Here is an 18,865-nt window from a genome sequence, read left to right on the forward strand (position 1 = left end):
CCTGGGGTCAGATGGCTGTTGCAAGCATTTCAAGGCGTTGACATGAGTGAAGATGCACAAGATGTGGTGCTGGTCGTCGAGGATGAACCGGCGATTCGCATGATCCTGCAGGATTACCTGGCAGGCGAGGGCTACCACGTACTGGTGGCCGAGGATGGCGAGCAGGCGTTCGCGATCCTGGCCAGCAAACCGCACCTGGACCTGATGGTGACGGACTACCGCCTGCCCGGCGGGATATCCGGGGTAGAGATTGCCGAACCGGCGGTCAAGTTGCGGCCGGACCTGAAGGTGATTTTCATCAGCGGCTACCCGGCCGAGATTCTTGAATCCGGCAGCCCGATCACGCGCAAGGCGCCGATTCTGGCCAAGCCGTTCGACCTGGATACCTTGCACGAGCAGATCCAGTCGCTTCTGCGCTAGCCTGCACTGGCCCTTTCGCGGGTAAATCCGCTCCCACAGGAACTGTGCAAGTCTCAAGGTTGCACAGTTCCTGTGGGAGCGGGTTTACCCGCGAAAGGGCCGTAACAGGCTAGCGCAGTGTCCGCTCCAGGCCACCCACCAGCATGCTTTCCATCAAGCCCAGCCCTTGTTCCTCGGGCAACGCCTTCAACAGCCCCGGCAACTGGTTCAGCAGTGTCGCCAGCACATGCGCGGTAGCCACCAGCGCTTCCCCTTGCAGCTTCGCCTGCGGTGCGATCAAGCGCAGCAACCCCGCCTCGTAGCGCTTGCGCAACAAGGCCAGGCGCGCCTGCTGGTCGTCGCTCAGGCAACACAAGTCGCGCTCCGCCAGGCGAAACTGCATCGGCCGCTCGGCATGCAACTGCCAGTGTGCTGCGATCAGGCAGCTCAACGCCGACGCGCCACGGGCCATGGCCCGGCGGCCCTGGTCCAGGGTCGCCTGCAACTCCTCGTACAACTCTTCGATCAGGTCGTACAACAGGTCCTGCTTGCTGGGAAAGTGGTGGTACAGCGAGCCGGCGGTCAGGCCTACATGGGCCGCCAGCTCGCGCATGCTGACCTGGCCGAAGCCCTTTTCGGCAAACAGCGCCATGGCCCGCTCACGTCGCTCCTCGAAATTGGCACAGCGCATCGCGGCATTGACCGGGGGCATGGCGTTCGCTCCTCAGTAGGTGAAGAAACCGCGGCCGCTCTTGCGTCCCAGCCAACCGGCCGCGACCATTTCCTTGAGCAGCGGGGCAGGGCGGTACTTGCTGTCGTTGAAGCCTTCATGGAAGGCCTCCATGATCGCCAGCAGCGTGTCCAGGCCGATCAGGTCGGCCAGGGCCAGCGGGCCGATCGGCTGGTTGCAGCCCAGGCGCATGCCGGTGTCGATGTCCTCGGCACTGGCCAGGCCTTCCTGACGCACGAAGATCGCTTCGTTGATCATCGGCACCAGGATGCGGTTGACCACGAAGCCCGGGCGGTTGCCGGCAGTGATCGGGGTCTTGCCGACCTTCTCGGTCACCACCAGCGCCTGGGCATAGGTGCTGTCGCTGGTCTGCAGGCCGCGGATGATCTCGACCAGTGCCATCATCGGCACCGGGTTGAAGAAATGCACGCCGATGAACCGCTCGGGGTGCTCGATGCTGGCGGCCAGTTGGGTGACTGACAGCGACGAGGTGTTGGTGGCGATGATGCACTCGGCGGCGACGTTGGCCGCAACCTGCTGCAGGATGCGCTGCTTGAGCTGCAGGTTTTCGCTGGCCGCCTCGATCACCAGCTGCGCAGCGCTGAGCTGGGTGTAGTCGGTGCTGGTGCGGATACGCGTTTTCGCCGCCGCAGCCTTGTCCGCATCCAGGGTGCCCTTGCTGACCTGGCGCTCGAGGTTCTTGCTCAGGGTGGCCACGCCGCGCTCCAGCGCCGCGTCGGAAACATCCACCAGCAACACCTGGTAGCCGGCTACCGCGCACACCTGGGCAATGCCGTTGCCCATGGTGCCGGCGCCAATCACGGCGATTTGTTCAATGTTCATCTATCAGCCTCCCTCAGACGCGCTCGAAGACCACGGCAATGCCTTGGCCACCGCCGATGCACATGGTGGCCAGGGCGTAGCGGCCCTGGATGCGCTGCAGTTCATGGATGGCCTTGGTGGCAATGATCGCGCCGGTGGCGCCCACCGGGTGACCAAGGGAGATACCCGAGCCGTTGGGGTTGACCTTTTCCGGGTCGAAGCCCAGTTCGCGGGCCACGGCGCAGGCCTGGGCGGCAAACGCTTCGTTGGACTCGATCACGTCCAGGTCCTGCACCTTCAGGCCGGTCTTTTCCAGTACCTTGCGGGTGGCCGGGATCGGGCCCAGGCCCATCAGCTCCGGCTCGACGCCGGCATGGGCGTAGCCGACCAGGCGTGCCAGCGGCTTGAGGCCCAGGCGGCGCACCGCGTCACCCGTGGCCAGCACCAGGCCGCCAGCGCCGTCGTTGATGCCGCTGGCGTTGCCGGCGGTGACGGTACCGTCTTTCTTGAATACCGGCTTCATCCCGGCCAGTTGCTCGGCGGTGACTTCGCCCCGGACATGCTCATCGACACTGAACTGCACGCTGCCCTTGCGGGTTTTCAGCTCCAGCGGGACGATCTGGCTGGCGAAACGGCCTTCGGCGGTGGCGCGGGCGGCGCGGCGCTGGCTGGTCAGGGCCAGTTCGTCCTGCATCTCGCGGGTAATGCCGTGTTTGGCCGAGACGTTCTCGGCAGTGATACCCATGTGGAAGTGCTCGAACGGGTCCTGCAGCACGCCGACGGTGTAGTCGATACCTTGCAGGTCACCCATGCGCGCACCCCAGCGGGCCTGTGGCAGCAGGTACGGGCCACGGCTCATGGATTCGGCGCCGGCCGCCACCGCCACGTCGGTGTCGCCGAGCAGCAGGCACTGGGCGGCCGAGACGATGGCCTGCAGGCCGGAACCGCACAGGCGGTTGACGTTGAAGGCAGGGGTTTCCTTGGGGATGCCGGCGTTCATCGCCGCGACCCGGGCCAGGTAGGCGTCGCGTGGCTCGGTGGGGATCACCGTGCCCATCACCAGGTGGCCGATCTGCTCGGCAGCCACACCCGAGCGCTCGATGGCGGCACGGGTGATGGCGCTGGCCAGGTCAGCCAGCGGCAGGTCCTTGAGGGAGCCGCCAAAGCCACCAATGGCGGAACGGACGGCACTGACGACATAGATTTCTGCGCTGCTCATAGGGGCTCCGATTGCGAAGGCATGGCGGGACCGGGCCAGGCTCTGCGAGAATGGCCGACGATCCCGGAGTGGGACCGAGTCTAGGCAAAGGCTCTGTTGCAGCCTATGCCGGAACTGTTCAGACAACCTGGCACTTTTTGCCACTCAGCATAGACAGCGAAAACCGCCATGCGCGATAGCGATTCGGTCGCCGTGTACTTCCTCAATGCCATGCTCCACGCCCTGCGTGGCTGCCCCGATGAACGCGATGCACAACTGCGCGCGGTGGGCATCGACCCGCAACTGCTCGCCCAGCCCCAGGCCCGCGTGCCGGCCAAGGCCTTTGCCCAGCTGTGGCTGGCGCTGATCCAGCGCCTGGATGACGAATTCTTCCGCCTCGACAGCCATGGCATGCCGCAGGGCAGTTTCGCCCTGATCTGCCGCGGCCTGATCCTCGAGCCGAACCTGGAAAAAGCCCTGCGCCAGTGCATGGCCGGTTTCGGCCTGTTCCTGCGCGACTTGCGCGGCAGCCTGACGGTGCGTGGCGGGCGGGCCGTGATCAGCGTGTACTCGAACATTGCCGACCCGCTGACCCGGGTGTATGCCGAGGAAACCTACCTGGTGCTGATGATCGGCATGCTGTGCTGGCTGGCCGGGCGGCGGATCGCCATCGACCGTACCGAACTGGCGGTGTCGCGCCCGGCGCAAGAGGACGACCTGTTGTTGTGGGGGCCGGACCTGCGCCTGGGTAGCGGGCGTACCGAAGTGGAGTTCGACAGCGCCTACCTGCGCCTGCCGGTGGTGCAGGACCTGGCCGCCCTGAAAACCTTCCTGCGCAGCGCGCCACAGGGGCTGGTGATTCGCTTCCGCAACCAGAACGGGCTGGTGGCCGAGGTGTACCGGCATTTGCGGGCGCGGCGTTATGGGCAGTGGCCGACGCTGGCGGCGCTGGCGCAGCAGCAGGGGGTCAGTGCCAGCACGTTTCGCCGCCAGCTGGAGCGGGAAGGCCGCTCCTACCAGCAGATCAAGGACGAGGTGCGCCGGGCAATGGCCTTCGAGCGCTTGCGTGAAGGGGTGTTGAGCATTGCCGAGATCGCCGAGCAGGCGGGGTTCCAGGAGCCCAGTGCGTTTCACCGGGCGTTCAAGAAGTGGACCGGGCAGAGTCCTGGCAGCTACCGGGCGCGGTTGGCCGGGCGATAGCATTTACCTGCACCGGCCTATCGCCGGCAAGCCGGTTCCCACAGGTACGGCGCAACTTTCGAATGCCATGAATTCCCTGTGGGAGCGGGTTCACCCGTGAAGAGGCCGGCACAGGCAGCGGCTCAAATGATCAGGCCGGCACCATGGCAAACCCGACGCCAAAGCGGTTCCAGGCATTGATGGTGGCAATCGCCAGGGTCAGGTTGGCCACCTCGGCCGGTTCGAAGTGCTCCAGCAATGCGTCATAGTGTGCTTGCGGCGCACCGTGCTCGGGCAGCCGGGTCAGGCTCTCGACCCAGGCCAGCGCAGCACGCTCGCGTGGGCTGAAATAGCTGGTTTCCTGCCAGACACACAAGGTCTGCAGGCGCGCTTCGGTCTCACCGGCCTTGCGCGCGTCGTTGGCGTGCAGGTTGACGCAGTAGGCGCAGCCGTTGATCTGCGAAGCCCGCAGGCGCACCAGTTCCAGCAGCGATTTCTCCAGGCCGCTCCTGGCCAGGGCCTGTTCCAGGCCGACCATCGCCTGGTAGGCCTCAGGGGCGTGCTTGGCCCATTCGATACGGTTGTGCATGGCTATCTCCAAGGGGTTAGGTGGGATGGCGCTACTGTAGCGCCGGCCTTGCGCCGCCCCGATAGCCAATCGCGCGCATAAGCGGGAGGCCAATCGGCTATTCGGCTGGCCACTGACAGGCATCCAATCTCTTCATTTCTGCCCGGGCGCCCGGGCCGGGATAATGGCCGGGTATCGCTACTGGAGAAGCCATTCATGTCCGCAGAACATTTCATGCGCGAAGCCCTCGACCTTGCCCGCGCCAACATCCGCGCCGGTGGCCGGCCCTTCGGCGCCGTGCTGGTGTACCAGGGCCAGGTGCTGGCGCGTGCGGTCAACGAGATCCACAGCAGCCAGGACCCTACCGCCCACGCCGAGATGCAGGCCATCCGCAAAGCCAGCCATGCGCTGGGCCAGGCGCGCCTGGCGGGTGCCGAAATCTACGCCAGCGGCCATCCATGCCCGATGTGCCTGGCGGCCATGCACCTGTGCGGTATCGAGCGCGCCTGGTTTGCCTACGACAACACCGAGGGCGAACCCTTCGGCTTGTCCACCGCGGCGGTCTACGCGCAGATGGCCCGCCCGCCGCAACAGCAGAGCCTGCCGCTGCGTGCGCTGAAGCCCAGCGGCGAAGCCGGCCTGTACCAGGAATGGCAGCAGGCCAACCAGCAATGAGAGCGGCGTTGAACCTGTTGCTGGTGGTCTTGCTGGCACTGAACCTGCGGCCGATCCTGACCAGTATCGGCCCGTTGCTCGAGGCCATGCGCGCCAGCACCGGCCTGGGCTACCAGCAAGCGGCCTTGCTGACGGCACTGCCGGTGCTGTGCATGGGCCTGGTGCCGCTGCTGCAGCCATGCTTGCAGCGCTGGCTCAGCGAACATCGCGGCATGCTCGCGGGCCTGGCGGCGATCGCCCTGGCCTGCCTGTGGCGCCTGCAACTGCACAGTGCCTGGGCGCTGATTGCCAGTGCGCTGCTGGCCGGCCTGGGGGTAGCGCTGGTTCAGGGCATGATGCCAGGGTTGGTCAACCGCTGGTTCCCCGGGCGCCTGGCCGCCGCGATGGGCCTGTATTCGGCGGCGCTGATGAGCGGCGGCGGCCTGGCCGCCGTGCTCGGGCCGCACGTCAGTGACTACTTTGGCCACTGGCAGGTCGGCCTGGGCCTGTGGGCCGCCCCTGCGCTGCTGGCGCTGCTTGCCTGGGCCATGCTGCGGCCTCGCCGGCACCTACCGACGCAGGCCGGTGTTGCGCGCGGGCACTGGTTCGGGACGCGCCGGGCCTGGTTGCTGGCGCTGTACTTCGGCCTGATCAATGGCGGCTACACCAGCATGGTCGCCTGGTTGCCGGCCTATCACATGGAGCACGGCGGCAGCGCCCAGGGCGGCGCAGACCTGGTTGGCCTGATGACCCTGTTCCAGGTGGCTGGTGCACTGGGCCTGCCGCTGCTGTTGCGGCGCTGGGCAGACCGCCGCCCCGGCCTGTGGCTGGCGCTGGCGATCCAGCTGGCGGGTTTCCTCGGCCTGCTGCTGGCGCCCACACTGGCACCAGGGCTGTGGGTGGCGTTGATCGGCTTCGGCCTGGGCGCCTGTTTCAGCCAGAGCCTGACGTTGACCCTCGAGCATCTCAAGACCCCGGCCGAGGCGGGCAGCCTGGCGGCGTTCGTGCAGGGTATCGGTTTCATCATCACCGGCATCGTGCCGTACATCACTGGCTGGTTGCGCGATGTGAGCGGCGACTTCCAGGCGTCATGGACCCTGCTGAGCGTGACCGTGCTGGCCATGCTGCTGGTGACGGTCTGCTTCAACCCGCGCGGCTACGCCGCTGCGATGGCCCGGGCGCTGCCGGCAGGCAAGGCCGCGGCAGTCAACTGAGGCGCTGCAAGGTATCGCGCACGCGGTCCAGCGCCGGGTCGATGTCCAGCAGTTCGATGGCACCGAAGCCCAGCAGCAGCCCGGGGCGCACCGGGGCCTCGCTGAAGAACGGTGCCAGCGAGTAAAGGCCGACCTCCACCTTGCGTGCCAGGTTGGCCAGCAGCTCGACATCTACCCCAGGCTTGGCCAGCGCACTGAGATGGAAGCCGGCGCTGGCGGGAATGGCGCTGAACCATGGCGCCAGGTCGCCGCCCAGGCGTGCCAGGATGCGTTCGCGGCGGGCGCTGTATATGTCGTGGCAACGGCGGATGTGTCTGTTCAGGTGGCCTTCGGCCAGAAAGCGCGCCAGCGCCCACTGCAACAGGGTCGGGCTGTGCCAGTCACTGAGGTGCTTGGCCACGCAGGCGGCTTGCAGCACGGCGGGTGGAAGCACGGCATAACCCAGGCGCAGTTCCGGCAGCAGGGTCTTGGAAAACGTCCCCACGTAGGCCACCAGGCCATGGCGGTCGAGGCGCTGCAGCGCATCCGCAGCCGGCCCGTGGTAGCGGAACTCGCAGTCGTAATCGTCTTCGATGATCAGCGCCCCCAGCTCGGCGGCCCGCGCCAGCAGGGCGTGCCGGCGTGGCTCGCTCATCGGCATGCCCAGCGGGAACTGGTGCGAAGGCGTCACATAGATCAGCCGGGTACCGTCGGCGATCTGCTCCACGCACAGGCCTTGGTCATCCACCGGCACGCACTGCAGGCGCGCACCCAGGGCCAGGAACAGTTGCCGTGCGGGCGGATAGCCGGGGTCCTCCATGGCCACCTGGCAACCCGGCTCGATCAGCACCCGGGCGATCAGGTCCAGTGCCTGCTGGGCGCCGTTGCACACCAGCAGGTCGGCAGCACTGCAATGTACACCTCGGGCGTAGGCGATGTGGTGGGCAATGGCCTCGCGCAGCTCGGCCAGGCCCTGGGCCGGGAAGTGCCGCTCGGGGTGGCGCTGGCTGCGGCGCAGGGCGTAGTTCAGGCAACTGCGCCACTGGTCGAACGGGAACTGCGCCTTGTTCGAGGCCCCGCCGACGAAGTCATAGCGTGAGGGGGATTCCAGCTGGCGACGGCCGAGCACGGTGGCGCGTTGCTGCCAGCGTTCGAGCGAAGCGGCGCTGGCCAGCGGCAGGGTGGTGGAGGCACTGCTGCGCAGCGGCTGACGCGGGGTGATGAAGGTGCCGCGACCGACCACAGCGCTCAACAGGTTGTCATAGGTCAGGCGCGAGTAGGCTTCGGCCACGGTCTTGCGTGACACGCCGAGTTGCTCGGCCAGCAGGCGGCTTGGCGGCAGTTGGGTGCCGGCAGCCAGGTGGCCGCTGTCGATGCCGGCACGCAATTGCTGGTAGAGCTGGTCGGCCAGGCCTTTGCGGCCGTGCAGGCGAATATGCAGTTCCATGGGCGGGTCCGCAGTGGGGGGAGCGCTCAGGATAGCGGGTACCCGCGGCCTTGTGTTGTGCAAGGGGGGATGGCATGCGGGTGGTCAGATGCGGGCCGTACTCACCGTGATATAGCCTTTGTTCGCCAAGGCTATGCGGATCACCGTTTCATCCGCTGGCGCCGTGCGGGTGCGCCTGATGCGCACGCCTTCCACTGCTGCCGCCTTCATATGCTGCGCAATGGCCCGCCCGTGCGCGTCGAAGAACACCTCGCTGGCCAGCAATTCGATACGCTCGATCAGCTGCCGGGAGCGTTCATCCGTGGCGCAGAAGAACATCACCCCCGACAGGTGGGGGTCTTCATCGGGGTTGTCCATGTCATGGGCCAGCAATTCGCGCAGGCTGCTGCGCAATTCGGCGGTGGAGCGGGCGTACTGGTGCATGCGGAGCCTCCTCTGGATCGCTACCTTGCGTCATCCAGTGCCGATCATGTTTTCAACGGCCGGGGGCAACAAGTAGGCCGTTTCCGAACGCCCTGTAGGAAAAGACTGAGCGGGGCAATGCCCGCCCAGACTGGCCAGTGGCAAGGTTGGCGGCGGCCTTGCACCAGGCCGCCGCCGATCAGGGGGCGGCGGCATCTAGCGCCGGACCTCCTGTTTGAAGCGCAACCGCCAGCCATGCAGCAATGGCTCGGTGTAGCCGCTCGGCTGCTTGCGCCCTTCGAACACCAGCGCCCGCGCGGCGCGGAAGGCGTGTGAGGCAGCGAAATCGGCCGCCATCGGCCGGTACGCCGGGTCGGCGCCATTCTGCTGGTCGACCACGGCGGCCATGCGCTGCAAGGTCGCCTCGACCTGTTCGGCATTCACCACGCCGTGGTGCAGCCAGTTGGCAATGTGCTGTGCCGAAATCCGCAAGGTCGCGCGATCTTCCATCAGGCCCACGTCGTGGATATCTGGCACCTTGGAACAGCCGATGCCTTGCTCGACCCAGCGCACCACGTAGCCGAGGATGCCCTGGCAGTTGTTGTCGAGCTCGGCCTGGATCTCGCTGGCAGTCCAGGGGCGCTCGGCGCTCACCGGGACACTGAGCAGGTCATGCAGCAGCTCGGCGCGCTGGGCATCCGGGTCAACCTGTTCCAGCGCCTGCTGCACGGCGGCCACATCCACCTGGTGATAATGCAGCGCATGCAGCGTCGCGGCAGTGGGCGAGGGCACCCAGGCGGTGTTGGCGCCCGCCCTGGGCTGGGCGACTTTCTGTTCGAGCATGGCCGCCATCAGGTCGGGCATGGCCCACATGCCCTTGCCGATCTGCGCCTTGCCACGCAGGCCGCAGGCCAGCCCGACCAGCACGTTGCTGCGCTCGTAGGCCTGGATCCAGGCGCTGCCCTTCATGTCGCCCTTGCGCAGCATGGCCCCGGCTTCCATGGCCGTGTGCATCTCGTCGCCGGTGCGGTCGAGGAAGCCGGTGTTGATGAACACCACCCGTGACGCGGCGTTGGCGATGCAGGCCTTGAGGTTGACGCTGGTCCGCCGCTCCTCGTCCATGATGCCCATCTTCAGCGTGTGCGCAGGCAGGCCCAGCAGCGCTTCGACGCGGCTGAACAGCTGGTCGGCGAAGGCCACTTCGGCTGGCCCGTGCATCTTCGGCTTGACGATGTACAGGCTGCCCTCGCGGGAGTTGCCGCGGCGCTTGAGGTCGTGCAGGCCGATCAGGCTGGTGACCACGGCATCGAGGATGCCTTCCGGAACCTCCTGGCCGTCACGGTCGAGAATGGCCGGGTTGGTCATCAGGTGGCCGACGTTGCGGATGAACAGCAGCGAGCGGCCCGGCAGGGTCAAAGGCTGGCCGTCCGGGCCGTGGTAGTCGCGGTCTGCCGCCAGGCTGCGGACAAAGGTCTTGCCGCCTTTGCTGACCTGCTCGCTGAGGTCGCCCTTCATCAGGCCGAGCCAATTGCGGTACACGTTGACCTTGTCGTCGGCATCCACCGCGGCCACCGAGTCTTCGCAATCGATGATGGTGGTAAGCGCCGCCTCCAGGAGAATGTCCTTGACCCCGGCCGGGTCCTGCTGGCCGATCGCGTGGCTGGGGTCGATCTGGATTTCGAAATGCAGGTGGTGATGGTGCAACAGGATCGCGCTCGGCCTGTTCGGCTCACCTTGGTAGCCGCGCCATTGCCCAGGGTGTTCAAGACCGACCTGGCGGCCATCGGCCAAGGTGACTTGCAGCCTGCCCTGGTTGACCGTGTAGGCCCTGGCATCGTCATGTGATGCCCCTTGCAGCGGCGCACTGGCATCGAGGAACTGGCGGCCGAAGGCAATCACCTTGGCACCGCGCACCGGGTTGTAGCCGTGGCCCCGTTCGGCACCCTCGGTTGCGGCGATGGCATCGGTGCCATACAGCGCATCGTACAGCGAGCCCCAACGGGCGTTGGCGGCATTCAGGGCATAGCGGGCGTTGCTCAGCGGTACCACCAGCTGCGGGCCGGCCTGCACGGCAATTTCCCGGTCGACGTTGCGAGTACTCACCTGCACGCTGGCGGGCGCTTGCACGAGGTAGCCGATACCTTGCAGGAATTGTTGGTAGGCGGCCATGTCGCTGATCGGGCCGGGGTGCTGGCGGTGCCAGTGGTCCAGTTCGCCCTGCAGGCGCTCGCGTTCGGCGAGCAGGGCGCGGTTTTGCGGGGCGAGGTCGTGCACCAGGGTGCTGAAGCCTTGCCAGAAGGCGCGGGCCTCGATGCCGGTGCCGGGCAGCACTTCGTCTTCGATGAAGCGCTGCAGGGTGGGGGCGATGTGCAGTGGAGGGGTTGGCATGGTCTGTTCGCTCGATAGTCGGTCTGCGGAAAGTGACTGCACAGGATTCAGAGGGCTGCAGCCCCGGCCATGGCCACCTGGGCATCCTGCCCGGGCTTTACCCCGGAAACGCCAACGGCGCCTACCACCTGGCCCTCCACCCGCAGCGGCACGCCGCCCTCCAGGCTGGTCAGCAGGGGGGCGGTGACGAACGCCGTGCGGCCCGCATTGACCATTTCCTCGTAATCGCGCGTCTCTCTGCGCCCTAGCGCTGCGCTGCGCGCCTTTTCCACGGCGATGTAGGCGCTGGCCGGGGCGCAGCCGTCCAGGCGTTCCAGGGCCAGCGGGTGACCGCCGTCGTCGACCACGGCGATGGTCACGCTCCAGTGGTGCGCCAGGGCTTCCTGGCGGGCGGCGCTCAGCACTCGGGCGACTTCGGCCTGGCCGATTACGGGCTTGCTATGCATGGTGGTTCTCCGGGTTCAAGGCTGCTTCGACGATTTCGATCCAGTGCCGCACCGGTGTACGCCCGGCCCCGTCGAGGTGGGCCTGGCAGCCGATGTTGGCGGTGGCGATGACTTGTGGTTTGCCGCTTTCCAGGGCGTTGAGGCGGTTGTCGCGCAGTTGCCGCGACAGTTCGGGCTGGGTCAGCGAGTAGGTGCCGGCCGAGCCGCAGCACAGGTGGCTGTCGGCGACCGCGGTCAGGGTGAAGCCCAGGCGTGTGAGCAAGGTTTCCACCGCCCCGCCCAGCTTCAGCGCGTGTTGCAGGGTGCAGGGGCAATGGAAGGCCAGGCGTTGTTCGGCGCACAGGCCCAGTTGTTCGAGCGGCTCGTCGCGCAGTACCTCTACCAGGTCGCGCGACAGCGCGCTGACGCGCGCGGCCTTGGCCGCGTAGTGCGGGTCGTTTGCCAGCAGGTGGCCATAGTCGCGCACGAATGCGCCACAGCCGCTGGCGGTCTGCACGATGGCCTCGGCGCCGGCCTCGATGGCTGGCCACCAGGCGTCGATATTGTGCCGCGCGCGTTGCAGGCCTTGCTCCTGGGCATTGAGGTGGTAGTCCACCGCGCCACAGCAACCGGCTTGGCGGATCGGCTCCACGCTGATGCCCAGGCGGTCCAGCAGGCGTGCGGCGGCGGCATTGGTGTTGGGCGACAGGGCCGGTTGCACGCAGCCTTCCAGCAACAGGACCCGCCGCGCATGGCGGGCTGCCGGACGCACGCCGGGGGCGGCAACCCGGGCCGGCAGCTTGTGCCTGAGTGCGGCCGGCAGCAGCGGGCGCAGCGCCTGGCCGCTGCGGGTCAGGGCCTTGAACAGCGCCGGGCGCGGCACCACCGCACGCAGGCCCTGGCGCAGCAGGCGCTGGCCGAGTGGGCGTGGTACCTGCTGGTCGACCACGGCGCGGCCGATGTCCAGCAAATCGTGGTACTTCACCCCGGAAGGGCAGGTGGTCTCGCAATTGCGGCAACTCAGGCAGCGGTCCAGATGCGTCTGGGTACTGGCGCTCACTGGTTCGCCTTCGAGCACCTGCTTGATCAGGTAGATGCGCCCGCGTGGGCCATCCAGTTCATCGCCCAGCAACTGGTAGGTGGGGCAGGTGGCGGTGCAGAAACCACAATGCACGCAGGAGCGCAGGATGCTTTCGGCTTCGTCGGCGCGGGCCAGGCGCCGGGCGCTTTCGCTGAGGTTGGTTTGCATGGTCTGGGCTCACAGGTCCGGGTACAGGCGGCCAGGGTTGAATATGCCCTGGGGGTCGAGTTGCTGCTTGAGGGCGCGGTGGTAGCGCATCAGCGCAGGGGTTAGCGGTGGGCTGCTGGCCGTGCCGGGGGCGTAACAGGTGGCATGGCCACCAACCTTGGCAACCTGCGCGCGGATGTCCTCTGCTGCTGCGGTGGATTTCAGCCAGCGCTGGGCACCACCCCAATCAAGCAATTGCCGGCCGGGCAACTGCAGTTCGCCGGTGGCCAGCGGCACCGACAGGCGCCATAGCGGTGCAGGGTCGGCAAAGAACGCCAGGCGCTGCTCGCGCAGGTCGCTCCAGAAGCGGCTGTCGAGCGTTTCGCCGCCCAGGCGCTGGCGGGCTGACTGCACCGAGCCTTCACCGCCTTCCAGGCGCAGGTACAGCGCCTCGCCGTCATGGCAGGCAGCGCTGATCGGCAACGGCTGCTGGCCCCATTCGGCGAGTTCCAGCAGCGCCTCGTGGCGGTTCATCGGCAGGCGCAGGCTCAGGCACTGGCGCGGACGCGGCAGCACTTTCAGCGACACCTCGGTCAGCAGCCCCAGGCAACCGAAGCTGCCCGCCATCAGCCGTGACACGTCGTAACCGGCGACGTTCTTCATCACCTCGCCACCAAAGCGCAGCAACTTGCCATGGCCGGTGATCACCCGTGTGCCCAGCACGTAATCGCGCACCGACCCGGACCACGGCCGCCGTGGCCCTGACAGCCCGGCCGCGACCATGCCCCCCAAGGTGGCCTCGGGGCCCAGGTGCGGCGGCTCGCAAGGCAGCATCTGGCCGGCTTCGTGCAGCACCGCCTCGATTTCACGCAGCGGCGTACCGGCCCGGGCGGTGAGCACCAGCTCGGTCGGGTCGTAACTGACGATGCCGCGGTGGCTGCGGGTGTCCAGCACGTCGCCGGTAACCGGGTTGCCGAGCATGGCCTTGCTGTTGCCGCCCTGGATACGCAGCGCCGTGGCCTGGTTCAATGCCTGGCTGACCTGCTCCAGCAGGGCCTGGCTCATATCTCCGTCCATGCTCATCAGAAGCGCTCCAGTTCGGGGAAGGGCAGTTGCCCGTGGTGCACGTGCATCGCGCCAAATTCGGCGCAACGGTGCAGGGTGGGAATGTTCTTGCCGGGGTTGAGCAGGCCCTGCGGGTCGAAGGCGGCCTTGAGCGCATGGAACAGGGTGATTTCGTCAGCGTTGAACTGTGCGCACATCTGGTTGATCTTCTCGCGCCCGACGCCATGCTCGCCGGTGATGCTGCCGCCGACCGCCACGCACAGCTCGAGGATCTTGCCGCCGATGGCCTCGGCGCGCTGCAGTTCACCGGGCAGGTTGGCATCGAACAGGATCAGCGGGTGCATGTTGCCGTCGCCGGCGTGGAACACGTTGGCCACGCGCAGGCCATACTCGCGGGACAGCTCGCTGATGCCCTTGAGCACCCGCGGCAGCTCGCGGCGCGGGATGGTGCCGTCCATGCAGTAGTAGTCCGGGGAAATGCGCCCCACCGCCGGGAAGGCGTTCTTGCGCCCGGCCCAGAAGCGCACGCGCTCGGCCTCGTCGCTGGCCAGCCGCACCTCGCGTGCCCCGGCCCGGGCCAGCACGGTGGCGACCCTTTCGCAGTCGTCGTGCACATCGGCTTCGACACCATCCAGCTCGCACAGCAGGATGGCCGCCGCGTCCACCGGGTAGCCAGCGTGGATGAAGTCCTCGGCGGCGCGGATCGCCAGGTTGTCCATCATTTCCAGGCCGCCGGGGATGATCCCGGCGGCGATGATCTCGGCCACGGCCCGGCCGGCATCCTCGACGCTGTCGAAGCTGGCCAGCAGCGCCTTTGCCACCTGAGGCTTTGGCAACAGCTTGACGGTGACTTCGGTGACGATGCCGAGCATGCCTTCGGAGCCGGTGAACAGCGCCAGCAGGTCGAAGCCGGGGCTGTCCAGGGCATCACTGCCCAAGGTCAGGCGTTCGCCTTCAACGGTCAGGATCTCGACCTTGAGCAGGTTGTGCACGGTCAGGCCGTATTTCAGGCAGTGCACGCCACCGGCGTTTTCGGCAACGTTGCCGCCGATGGAACAGGCAATTTGCGAGGATGGGTCTGGTGCATAGTACAGGCCGTGCGGGGCGGCGGCCTGGGAGATGGCCAGGTTGCGCACGCCAGGCTGCACCCGGGCGAAGCGGCCTTGCGGGTTGACTTCGAGGATGCGGTTGAAGCGCGCCATCACCAGCAGGATGCCCTTGGCCAGCGGCAAGGCACCGCCCGACAGGCCGGTACCGGCGCCGCGCGCGACCACCGGCACGCCGCGCTGGTGGCAGAGCCTGAGCAGTGCCTGCACCTGCTCCAGGCGCTCGGGCAGCACCACCAGCAGCGGCACCGTGCGGTAGGCGGTAAGGCCATCGCATTCGTAGGGTTTGAGGTCTTCCTCGCGGTGCAGCACTTCGAGGTCCGGCAGGGCATCGCGCAGCGCCTGCAGCAGGGCCGCCTGGTCCACGGCGGGCAGTGCGCCATCGACGCGTTCGTCGTACAGGATGTTCATGGGCTCACTCGGCAACGGTTCTTGTCGTTATTGGCACATCGCTCACCCTTTGCAGCCTGCGCGTCACCGCGGTTGGGGTCGAGTAGCGGGTGAGCTGGTCCTACCAGTTTTTGCCAGAAGCACTGGTCATTGGCGGTAGGGCTCGGCTAGATTGAGGCCGGTAGGCAAACTGGTCCTACCAGCAGGAGGGTGCACCGTGGGTACGGAAGGCAAGGCCAAGGTCGCCGACCAGGTGGCCGAACGGGTCGAACGGTTGATCGTCGAGGGTGTGCTCAAGGTCGGCCAGGCCCTGCCATCGGAGCGGCGCCTGGTGGAAAAGCTCGGCTGCTCGCGTTCGGCGTTGCGTGAAGGCCTGCGCATCCTGCGTGGGCGCGGCATCATCGACACCGAGCAGGGCCGCGGTTCGTTCGTCGCCGACCTGACCGGGCAGGCCGGGGGCACACCATTGATGCACCTGTTCAGCTCGCAGCCACGCACTCTGTTCGACCTGCTGGAGGTGCGCGCGTTGCTGGAGGCCGAATCGGCGCGCCTGGCCGCCTTGCGTGCCACCGATATCGACCGCCTGCTAATCCGCCGGCGCTATGACGAGATGCTTGCCGCGCATGCCGGCCATGAGACGCTCGATGCCCGTGAACATGCCCGCCGCGACCATGCCTTCCACCGCGCGATCAGCGAGGCGTCGCACAACCCGGTGCTGGTGCTTACCTTGCAATCGCTCAGCGACCTGACCTTGAGCACGGTCTTCGCCTCGGTCAACAACCTGTATTGCCGCCCGGCGCAGAAGCGCCAGATCGACCGTCAGCATGCCCGCTTGTATCACGCGGTGATGGAGCAGTTGCCCGAACAGGCGCAGAGGGCCGCACGCGAGCACATCAACGGCATACGCGACAGCTTGCGCGAAATCGAGCAGGAGGAGCAGCGCCTGGTGCGGGCGACCATGCGCATGGACGGTTGGGGGTGAACTTCAACGTGCACTTCACCGACGCCGGCCCTCTCGCGGCTGAACCCGCTCCAGCAACGGCCTCGGTGGCCTTGTGGAAGCGGGTTCAGCAGCGGCGGTCCGATCAGTGGTTGGCTACGCTATCGTCCTGCGACAGGATGGCCTGGGCCAGTTCTTCATCACTGGCCTGCAGGCCAGGGTGGTCCTTGCGCGCTTGTTCCAGTGCCGCCTCGACGTAGGCGCCACGGATTGCACCGCCGCTGGCGACATAGGCGGAGAGCTCGTCACGCGCCGGAATGATCCGTTTGTCGTCCTTGAAGGTCGAGTAGAGCGAAGCGGAAACACCAGCCGAGGTGGCGACGTCGCCCGCGTCGACGTCAGCCAGGGCAGCACCGGCAGGCAGCAGGAGCAGCAAGGCAGGGGCGAGGAGTAGGTGGCGCATGGCATGTTCTCCAGTAACGTGAAGCACAGGGAAATAAACCACTCAGTGTTTAAGAGCGCACGGAGGTGACCGGAGTTCCATGGGTGTTCCACGGCAGGCTCAGCCCCAGGCCGTCATGTGGTGCTCACGCCTAGCTGTGGGGCGCAGCACGCGCGGCTGCGCCACCGGCATATTCAGGCTTCAGGTGCCCCTGGTCGTCCAGCAGATAGGCATCCATCACCTCGCGTACCACCGGGCCCGCCACCCGTCCGCCGGCTTCCCCGTTCTCGATCATCACGGCTACCACCACGCTCGGGTGTTCGGCGGGCGCAAAACCGACGAACAGGGCGTTGTCGCGGTGCCGCTCCTGGGTCTTGTCGCGGTTGTAGCGTTCGCCCTGCCGGATCGCCACCACCTGCGCGGTGCCGCTCTTGCCGGCAATCCGGTACTGTGCGCCAGCCGCTGCGGCACGGGCGATCCCCCGCGGGTCGTGCATGACCATCTGCATGCCCTGGCTGACCTGGTCCCAGGCATGCTTGTCATGCAGCACGATGTCGGGCATCGGGTGGGGGTCGACCGGGGCCGTGCCGCCCACGGTCCGCGCCAGGTGCGGGCGGTGCCAGACGCCCTTGCTCGCCAGCAGGCTGGTGGCCTGGGCCAGTTGCAGCGGGGTGACCTGCATGTAGCCCTGGCCGATGCCAAGGATCAGCGTCTCGCCCGGGAACCAGGCCTGGCGCCGCGTGGCACGTTTCCACTCGGCCGATGGCATCAGCCCAGGGGCTTCCTCGAACATGTCCAGCGACACCTTCTGGCCCAGGCCGAACTCGGCCAGGTAGTCGTGCAGGCGGTCGATGCCGAGCTTGTGGGCCAGGTCGTAGAAGTAGGTGTCGTTGGAGCGCATGATGGCGGTGTACATGTCCACCCAGCCATCGCCGCTACGGTTCCAGTTACGGTACTTGTGGTCATAGTTGGGCAGTTCGTAGTAGCCCGGGTCGAACACCCGGCTGCCCGGGGTGATCACGCCGCTGTCGAGGCCGGCAATCGCGACCTCCGGCTTGACCGTCGAGCCCGGTGCATAGAGGCCACGCAGGACACGGTTGAACAGGGGCCGGTCGATGGAGTCGCGCAGCGCAGCGTACTGCTTGAAGCTGATGCCTTTGACGAACAGGTTGGGGTCGAAGCTGGGGTTGCTGACCATGGCCAGTACATCGCCGTTGGCCGGGTCGAGCACCACCACCGAGCCACGCCGGTCGCCCAGGGCTTTTTCCGCCGCCAGTTGCAGGTGCGCGTCCAGGGTCAGGACGATGTCCTGGCCGGGGGTCGGGTCCTTGTGGTTGAGCACCCGCATCACCCGGCCCTGGGCGTTGGTCTCGACCTCCTCGTAGCCCACGTGGCCGTGCAGCTGGCTTTCGTAGAAGTGTTCGATGCCGGTCTTGCCGATCGACTGGGTGCCGCGGTATTCGGTGTTGTCGAGGGCCTTGGCCTCTTTTTCGTTGATCCGCCCCACGTAGCCCACCGAATGGGCGAAGTGCTCGGCCAGCGGGTATTCGCGGATGAACTGCGGTTCGACCTCCAGGCCTGGCAGACGGAACTGGTTCACTGCGACCAGGGCGATCTGCTCTTCGCTCAGGCCGACCATCAGGGTGACCGGCTCGAACGGCTTGCGGCCCCGGCGCAGGTCCTTGTCGAACTGCTTGCGTTCGTCTTCGCCCAGGCCCAGTACCTGCGCCAGGGTGTCGAGCACCTTGGCCGTGTCGCCGCCGGCCCGTTCGCGGGTCATGGTCAGGTCGAAGCTGGGCTTGTTGTCGGCCAGCACCACGCCGTTGCGGTCATAGATCAGGCCACGCTCGGGGGCGATGGGCAGCACGTGCACGCGGTTGTTTTCCGACACCGCGCTCTGCTGGTCATGCTGCACCACCTGCAACACATAGAGCCGGCCTACCAGGACGGCGCACAGGCTGAAGACCAGGGCGGCGCAGGCCAGAAGCCGGCGGTTGACCAGGTGCTTTTCCTTTTCGTGGTCCTTGAGAGGGATGGGTTGCGGCATCGGCGGTTCTGTCTGCGGGTGGCGGCTGGGTGAGGCGCGGGGGCGGTGATGCTACGCAAGGTGCCAGGCCCTCTCAAGGCGAACGCCGCTTGCAGCAACCGGACGACGCGCGCCACGCCCATGATCATGCGGCCCGCCGCCAAGATGAAGATTTGTTCATCACCGGGTCGGCGGGCTGCAACCTGCCGATGGAGCGCATCGCGCCGAACCTGCTATTCCTAAAGGACACCTGAACCGACCAA

At 67.0% G+C, this 18,865-nt stretch carries 19 protein-coding genes; 6 read left to right on the top strand and 13 right to left on the bottom strand.

From position 1 onward, the window contains the following. The first annotated feature begins 42 nt into the window (after positions 1 to 42). The gene (locus ACLEJP_RS01305; protein WP_225777371.1) at positions 43 to 420 is read left to right on the top strand and encodes a response regulator; all 378 of its coding nucleotides are present in this window, start codon (positions 43 to 45) and stop codon (positions 418 to 420) included. A 109-nt stretch (positions 421 to 529) separates the two neighbouring features. Here ACLEJP_RS01305 and ACLEJP_RS01310 read toward each other — a convergent pair whose 3' ends face one another. From ACLEJP_RS01310 to ACLEJP_RS01320, 3 genes are read right to left on the bottom strand one after another with little or no spacing between them, the layout of a single operon-like run. Continuing rightward, positions 530 to 1,111 carry a TetR/AcrR family transcriptional regulator gene (locus ACLEJP_RS01310; RefSeq protein WP_170029382.1) on the bottom strand — a complete coding sequence of 194 codons (582 nt, stop codon included), beginning with the start codon at positions 1,109 to 1,111 and terminating at the stop codon, positions 530 to 532. Positions 1,112 to 1,123: 12 nt separating this feature from the next. Beyond that, positions 1,124 to 1,972: a 3-hydroxybutyryl-CoA dehydrogenase gene (locus ACLEJP_RS01315; RefSeq protein WP_440803858.1), complete on the bottom strand. Its 849-nt coding sequence runs from the start codon at positions 1,970 to 1,972 to the stop codon at positions 1,124 to 1,126. 13 nt (positions 1,973 to 1,985) lie between these two features. Continuing rightward, positions 1,986 to 3,170 carry an acetyl-CoA C-acyltransferase family protein gene (locus tag ACLEJP_RS01320; RefSeq protein WP_440803860.1) on the bottom strand — a complete coding sequence of 395 codons (1,185 nt, stop codon included), beginning with the start codon at positions 3,168 to 3,170 and terminating at the stop codon, positions 1,986 to 1,988. 168 nt (positions 3,171 to 3,338) lie between these two features. Between ACLEJP_RS01320 and ACLEJP_RS01325 the strand changes: the two genes are divergently transcribed. Then, the gene (locus ACLEJP_RS01325) at positions 3,339 to 4,349 is read left to right on the top strand and encodes an AraC family transcriptional regulator (protein WP_289132175.1); all 1,011 of its coding nucleotides are present in this window, start codon (positions 3,339 to 3,341) and stop codon (positions 4,347 to 4,349) included. A 130-nt stretch (positions 4,350 to 4,479) separates the two neighbouring features. Here ACLEJP_RS01325 and ACLEJP_RS01330 read toward each other — a convergent pair whose 3' ends face one another. Then, positions 4,480 to 4,917: a carboxymuconolactone decarboxylase family protein gene (locus ACLEJP_RS01330; protein ID WP_440803863.1), complete on the bottom strand. Its 438-nt coding sequence runs from the start codon at positions 4,915 to 4,917 to the stop codon at positions 4,480 to 4,482. A gap of 195 nt (positions 4,918 to 5,112) precedes the next feature. On the opposite strand from ACLEJP_RS01330, the gene ACLEJP_RS01335 reads away from it, so the two are divergent. Together ACLEJP_RS01335 and ACLEJP_RS01340 are read left to right on the top strand one after the other, a co-directional pair. Further along, positions 5,113 to 5,571 carry a nucleoside deaminase gene (locus ACLEJP_RS01335; protein WP_440803865.1) on the top strand — a complete coding sequence of 153 codons (459 nt, stop codon included), beginning with the start codon at positions 5,113 to 5,115 and terminating at the stop codon, positions 5,569 to 5,571. Continuing rightward, positions 5,568 to 6,764: a cyanate transporter gene (locus ACLEJP_RS01340; protein WP_440803867.1), complete on the top strand. Its 1,197-nt coding sequence runs from the start codon at positions 5,568 to 5,570 to the stop codon at positions 6,762 to 6,764. Before ACLEJP_RS01335 ends, ACLEJP_RS01340 begins: the two co-directional genes overlap by 4 nt. Here ACLEJP_RS01340 and pdxR read toward each other — a convergent pair. From pdxR to glcD, 7 genes are all read right to left on the bottom strand, one after another. Further along, entirely contained in the window at positions 6,757 to 8,190 is a 1,434-nt protein-coding gene (gene pdxR, locus ACLEJP_RS01345; protein WP_440803870.1) for a MocR-like pyridoxine biosynthesis transcription factor PdxR, read from the bottom strand. The genes ACLEJP_RS01340 and pdxR overlap by 8 nt on opposite strands. An 84-nt stretch (positions 8,191 to 8,274) precedes the next feature. Beyond that, a complete protein-coding gene (locus ACLEJP_RS01350; protein WP_440803872.1) occupies positions 8,275 to 8,613 on the bottom strand; it encodes a hypothetical protein in 339 nt (112 codons plus the stop codon). A 195-nt stretch (positions 8,614 to 8,808) separates the two neighbouring features. Further along, complete coding sequence (locus tag ACLEJP_RS01355) at positions 8,809 to 10,980, bottom strand: malate synthase G (RefSeq protein WP_440803874.1); 2,172 nt, start codon at positions 10,978 to 10,980, stop codon at positions 8,809 to 8,811. A 47-nt stretch (positions 10,981 to 11,027) separates the two neighbouring features. Next, positions 11,028 to 11,426, bottom strand: a complete 399-nt coding sequence (locus ACLEJP_RS01360) for a heme-binding protein (protein ID WP_440803876.1) — start codon at positions 11,424 to 11,426, stop codon at positions 11,028 to 11,030. Next, positions 11,419 to 12,654 carry a glycolate oxidase subunit GlcF gene (gene glcF / locus ACLEJP_RS01365; RefSeq protein ID WP_440803879.1) on the bottom strand — a complete coding sequence of 412 codons (1,236 nt, stop codon included), beginning with the start codon at positions 12,652 to 12,654 and terminating at the stop codon, positions 11,419 to 11,421. The genes ACLEJP_RS01360 and glcF overlap by 8 nt, the downstream gene beginning before the upstream one ends. Before the next feature lie 9 nt (positions 12,655 to 12,663). Continuing rightward, complete coding sequence (gene glcE, locus ACLEJP_RS01370) at positions 12,664 to 13,716, bottom strand: glycolate oxidase subunit GlcE (RefSeq protein ID WP_440803881.1); 1,053 nt, start codon at positions 13,714 to 13,716, stop codon at positions 12,664 to 12,666. Then, positions 13,716 to 15,215, bottom strand: coding sequence for a glycolate oxidase subunit GlcD (gene glcD, locus ACLEJP_RS01375; protein ID WP_440803884.1), 1,500 nt, complete (start codon positions 15,213 to 15,215; stop codon positions 13,716 to 13,718). Before glcD ends, glcE begins: the two co-directional genes overlap by 1 nt. A gap of 196 nt (positions 15,216 to 15,411) precedes the next feature. Between glcD and glcC the strand changes: the two genes are divergently transcribed. After that, positions 15,412 to 16,176, top strand: a complete 765-nt coding sequence (gene glcC, locus ACLEJP_RS01380; RefSeq protein ID WP_440803886.1) for a transcriptional regulator GlcC — start codon at positions 15,412 to 15,414, stop codon at positions 16,174 to 16,176. 103 nt (positions 16,177 to 16,279) lie between these two features. Here glcC and ACLEJP_RS01385 read toward each other — a convergent pair whose 3' ends face one another. Then, positions 16,280 to 16,597 (bottom strand): DUF2388 domain-containing protein, encoded by a 318-nt coding sequence (locus tag ACLEJP_RS01385; protein ID WP_406821767.1) that lies wholly within the window; start codon positions 16,595 to 16,597, stop codon positions 16,280 to 16,282. Between the two features lie 130 nt (positions 16,598 to 16,727). Continuing rightward, complete coding sequence (gene mrdA, locus ACLEJP_RS01390; protein ID WP_440803888.1) at positions 16,728 to 18,623, bottom strand: penicillin-binding protein 2; 1,896 nt, start codon at positions 18,621 to 18,623, stop codon at positions 16,728 to 16,730. Positions 18,624 to 18,712: 89 nt separating this feature from the next. Between mrdA and ACLEJP_RS01395 the strand changes: the two genes are divergently transcribed. Continuing rightward, positions 18,713 to 18,856, top strand: a complete 144-nt coding sequence (locus tag ACLEJP_RS01395) for a hypothetical protein (RefSeq protein ID WP_440803890.1) — start codon at positions 18,713 to 18,715, stop codon at positions 18,854 to 18,856. Positions 18,857 to 18,865: the final 9 nt, after the last annotated feature.

Origin of the sequence: Pseudomonas sp. SMV7 (assembly GCF_052041995.1) — a bacterium.
Classification (GTDB): Bacteria; Pseudomonadota; Gammaproteobacteria; order Pseudomonadales; family Pseudomonadaceae; genus Aquipseudomonas.

Coding starts and splice junctions, on each gene's coding strand:
- ACLEJP_RS01350 (WP_440803872.1), bottom strand. CDS start 8,613: ATGCACCAGTACGCCCGCTCCACCGCCGAATTGCGCAGCAGCCTGCGC.
- ACLEJP_RS01385 (WP_406821767.1), bottom strand. CDS start 16,597: ATGCGCCACCTACTCCTCGCCCCTGCCTTGCTGCTCCTGCTGCCTGCC.
- glcE (WP_440803881.1), bottom strand. CDS start 13,716: ATGAGCATGGACGGAGATATGAGCCAGGCCCTGCTGGAGCAGGTCAGC.
- ACLEJP_RS01320 (WP_440803860.1), bottom strand. CDS start 3,170: ATGAGCAGCGCAGAAATCTATGTCGTCAGTGCCGTCCGTTCCGCCATT.
- mrdA (WP_440803888.1), bottom strand. CDS start 18,623: ATGCCGCAACCCATCCCTCTCAAGGACCACGAAAAGGAAAAGCACCTG.
- glcF (WP_440803879.1), bottom strand. CDS start 12,654: ATGCAAACCAACCTCAGCGAAAGCGCCCGGCGCCTGGCCCGCGCCGAC.
- ACLEJP_RS01340 (WP_440803867.1), top strand. CDS start 5,568: ATGAGAGCGGCGTTGAACCTGTTGCTGGTGGTCTTGCTGGCACTGAAC.
- glcD (WP_440803884.1), bottom strand. CDS start 15,215: ATGAACATCCTGTACGACGAACGCGTCGATGGCGCACTGCCCGCCGTG.
- ACLEJP_RS01305 (WP_225777371.1), top strand. CDS start 43: ATGAGTGAAGATGCACAAGATGTGGTGCTGGTCGTCGAGGATGAACCG.
- pdxR (WP_440803870.1), bottom strand. CDS start 8,190: ATGGAACTGCATATTCGCCTGCACGGCCGCAAAGGCCTGGCCGACCAG.
- ACLEJP_RS01335 (WP_440803865.1), top strand. CDS start 5,113: ATGTCCGCAGAACATTTCATGCGCGAAGCCCTCGACCTTGCCCGCGCC.
- ACLEJP_RS01360 (WP_440803876.1), bottom strand. CDS start 11,426: ATGCATAGCAAGCCCGTAATCGGCCAGGCCGAAGTCGCCCGAGTGCTG.
- ACLEJP_RS01315 (WP_440803858.1), bottom strand. CDS start 1,972: ATGAACATTGAACAAATCGCCGTGATTGGCGCCGGCACCATGGGCAAC.
- ACLEJP_RS01330 (WP_440803863.1), bottom strand. CDS start 4,917: ATGCACAACCGTATCGAATGGGCCAAGCACGCCCCTGAGGCCTACCAG.
- ACLEJP_RS01355 (WP_440803874.1), bottom strand. CDS start 10,980: ATGCCAACCCCTCCACTGCACATCGCCCCCACCCTGCAGCGCTTCATC.
- ACLEJP_RS01325 (WP_289132175.1), top strand. CDS start 3,339: ATGCGCGATAGCGATTCGGTCGCCGTGTACTTCCTCAATGCCATGCTC.
- ACLEJP_RS01310 (WP_170029382.1), bottom strand. CDS start 1,111: ATGCCCCCGGTCAATGCCGCGATGCGCTGTGCCAATTTCGAGGAGCGA.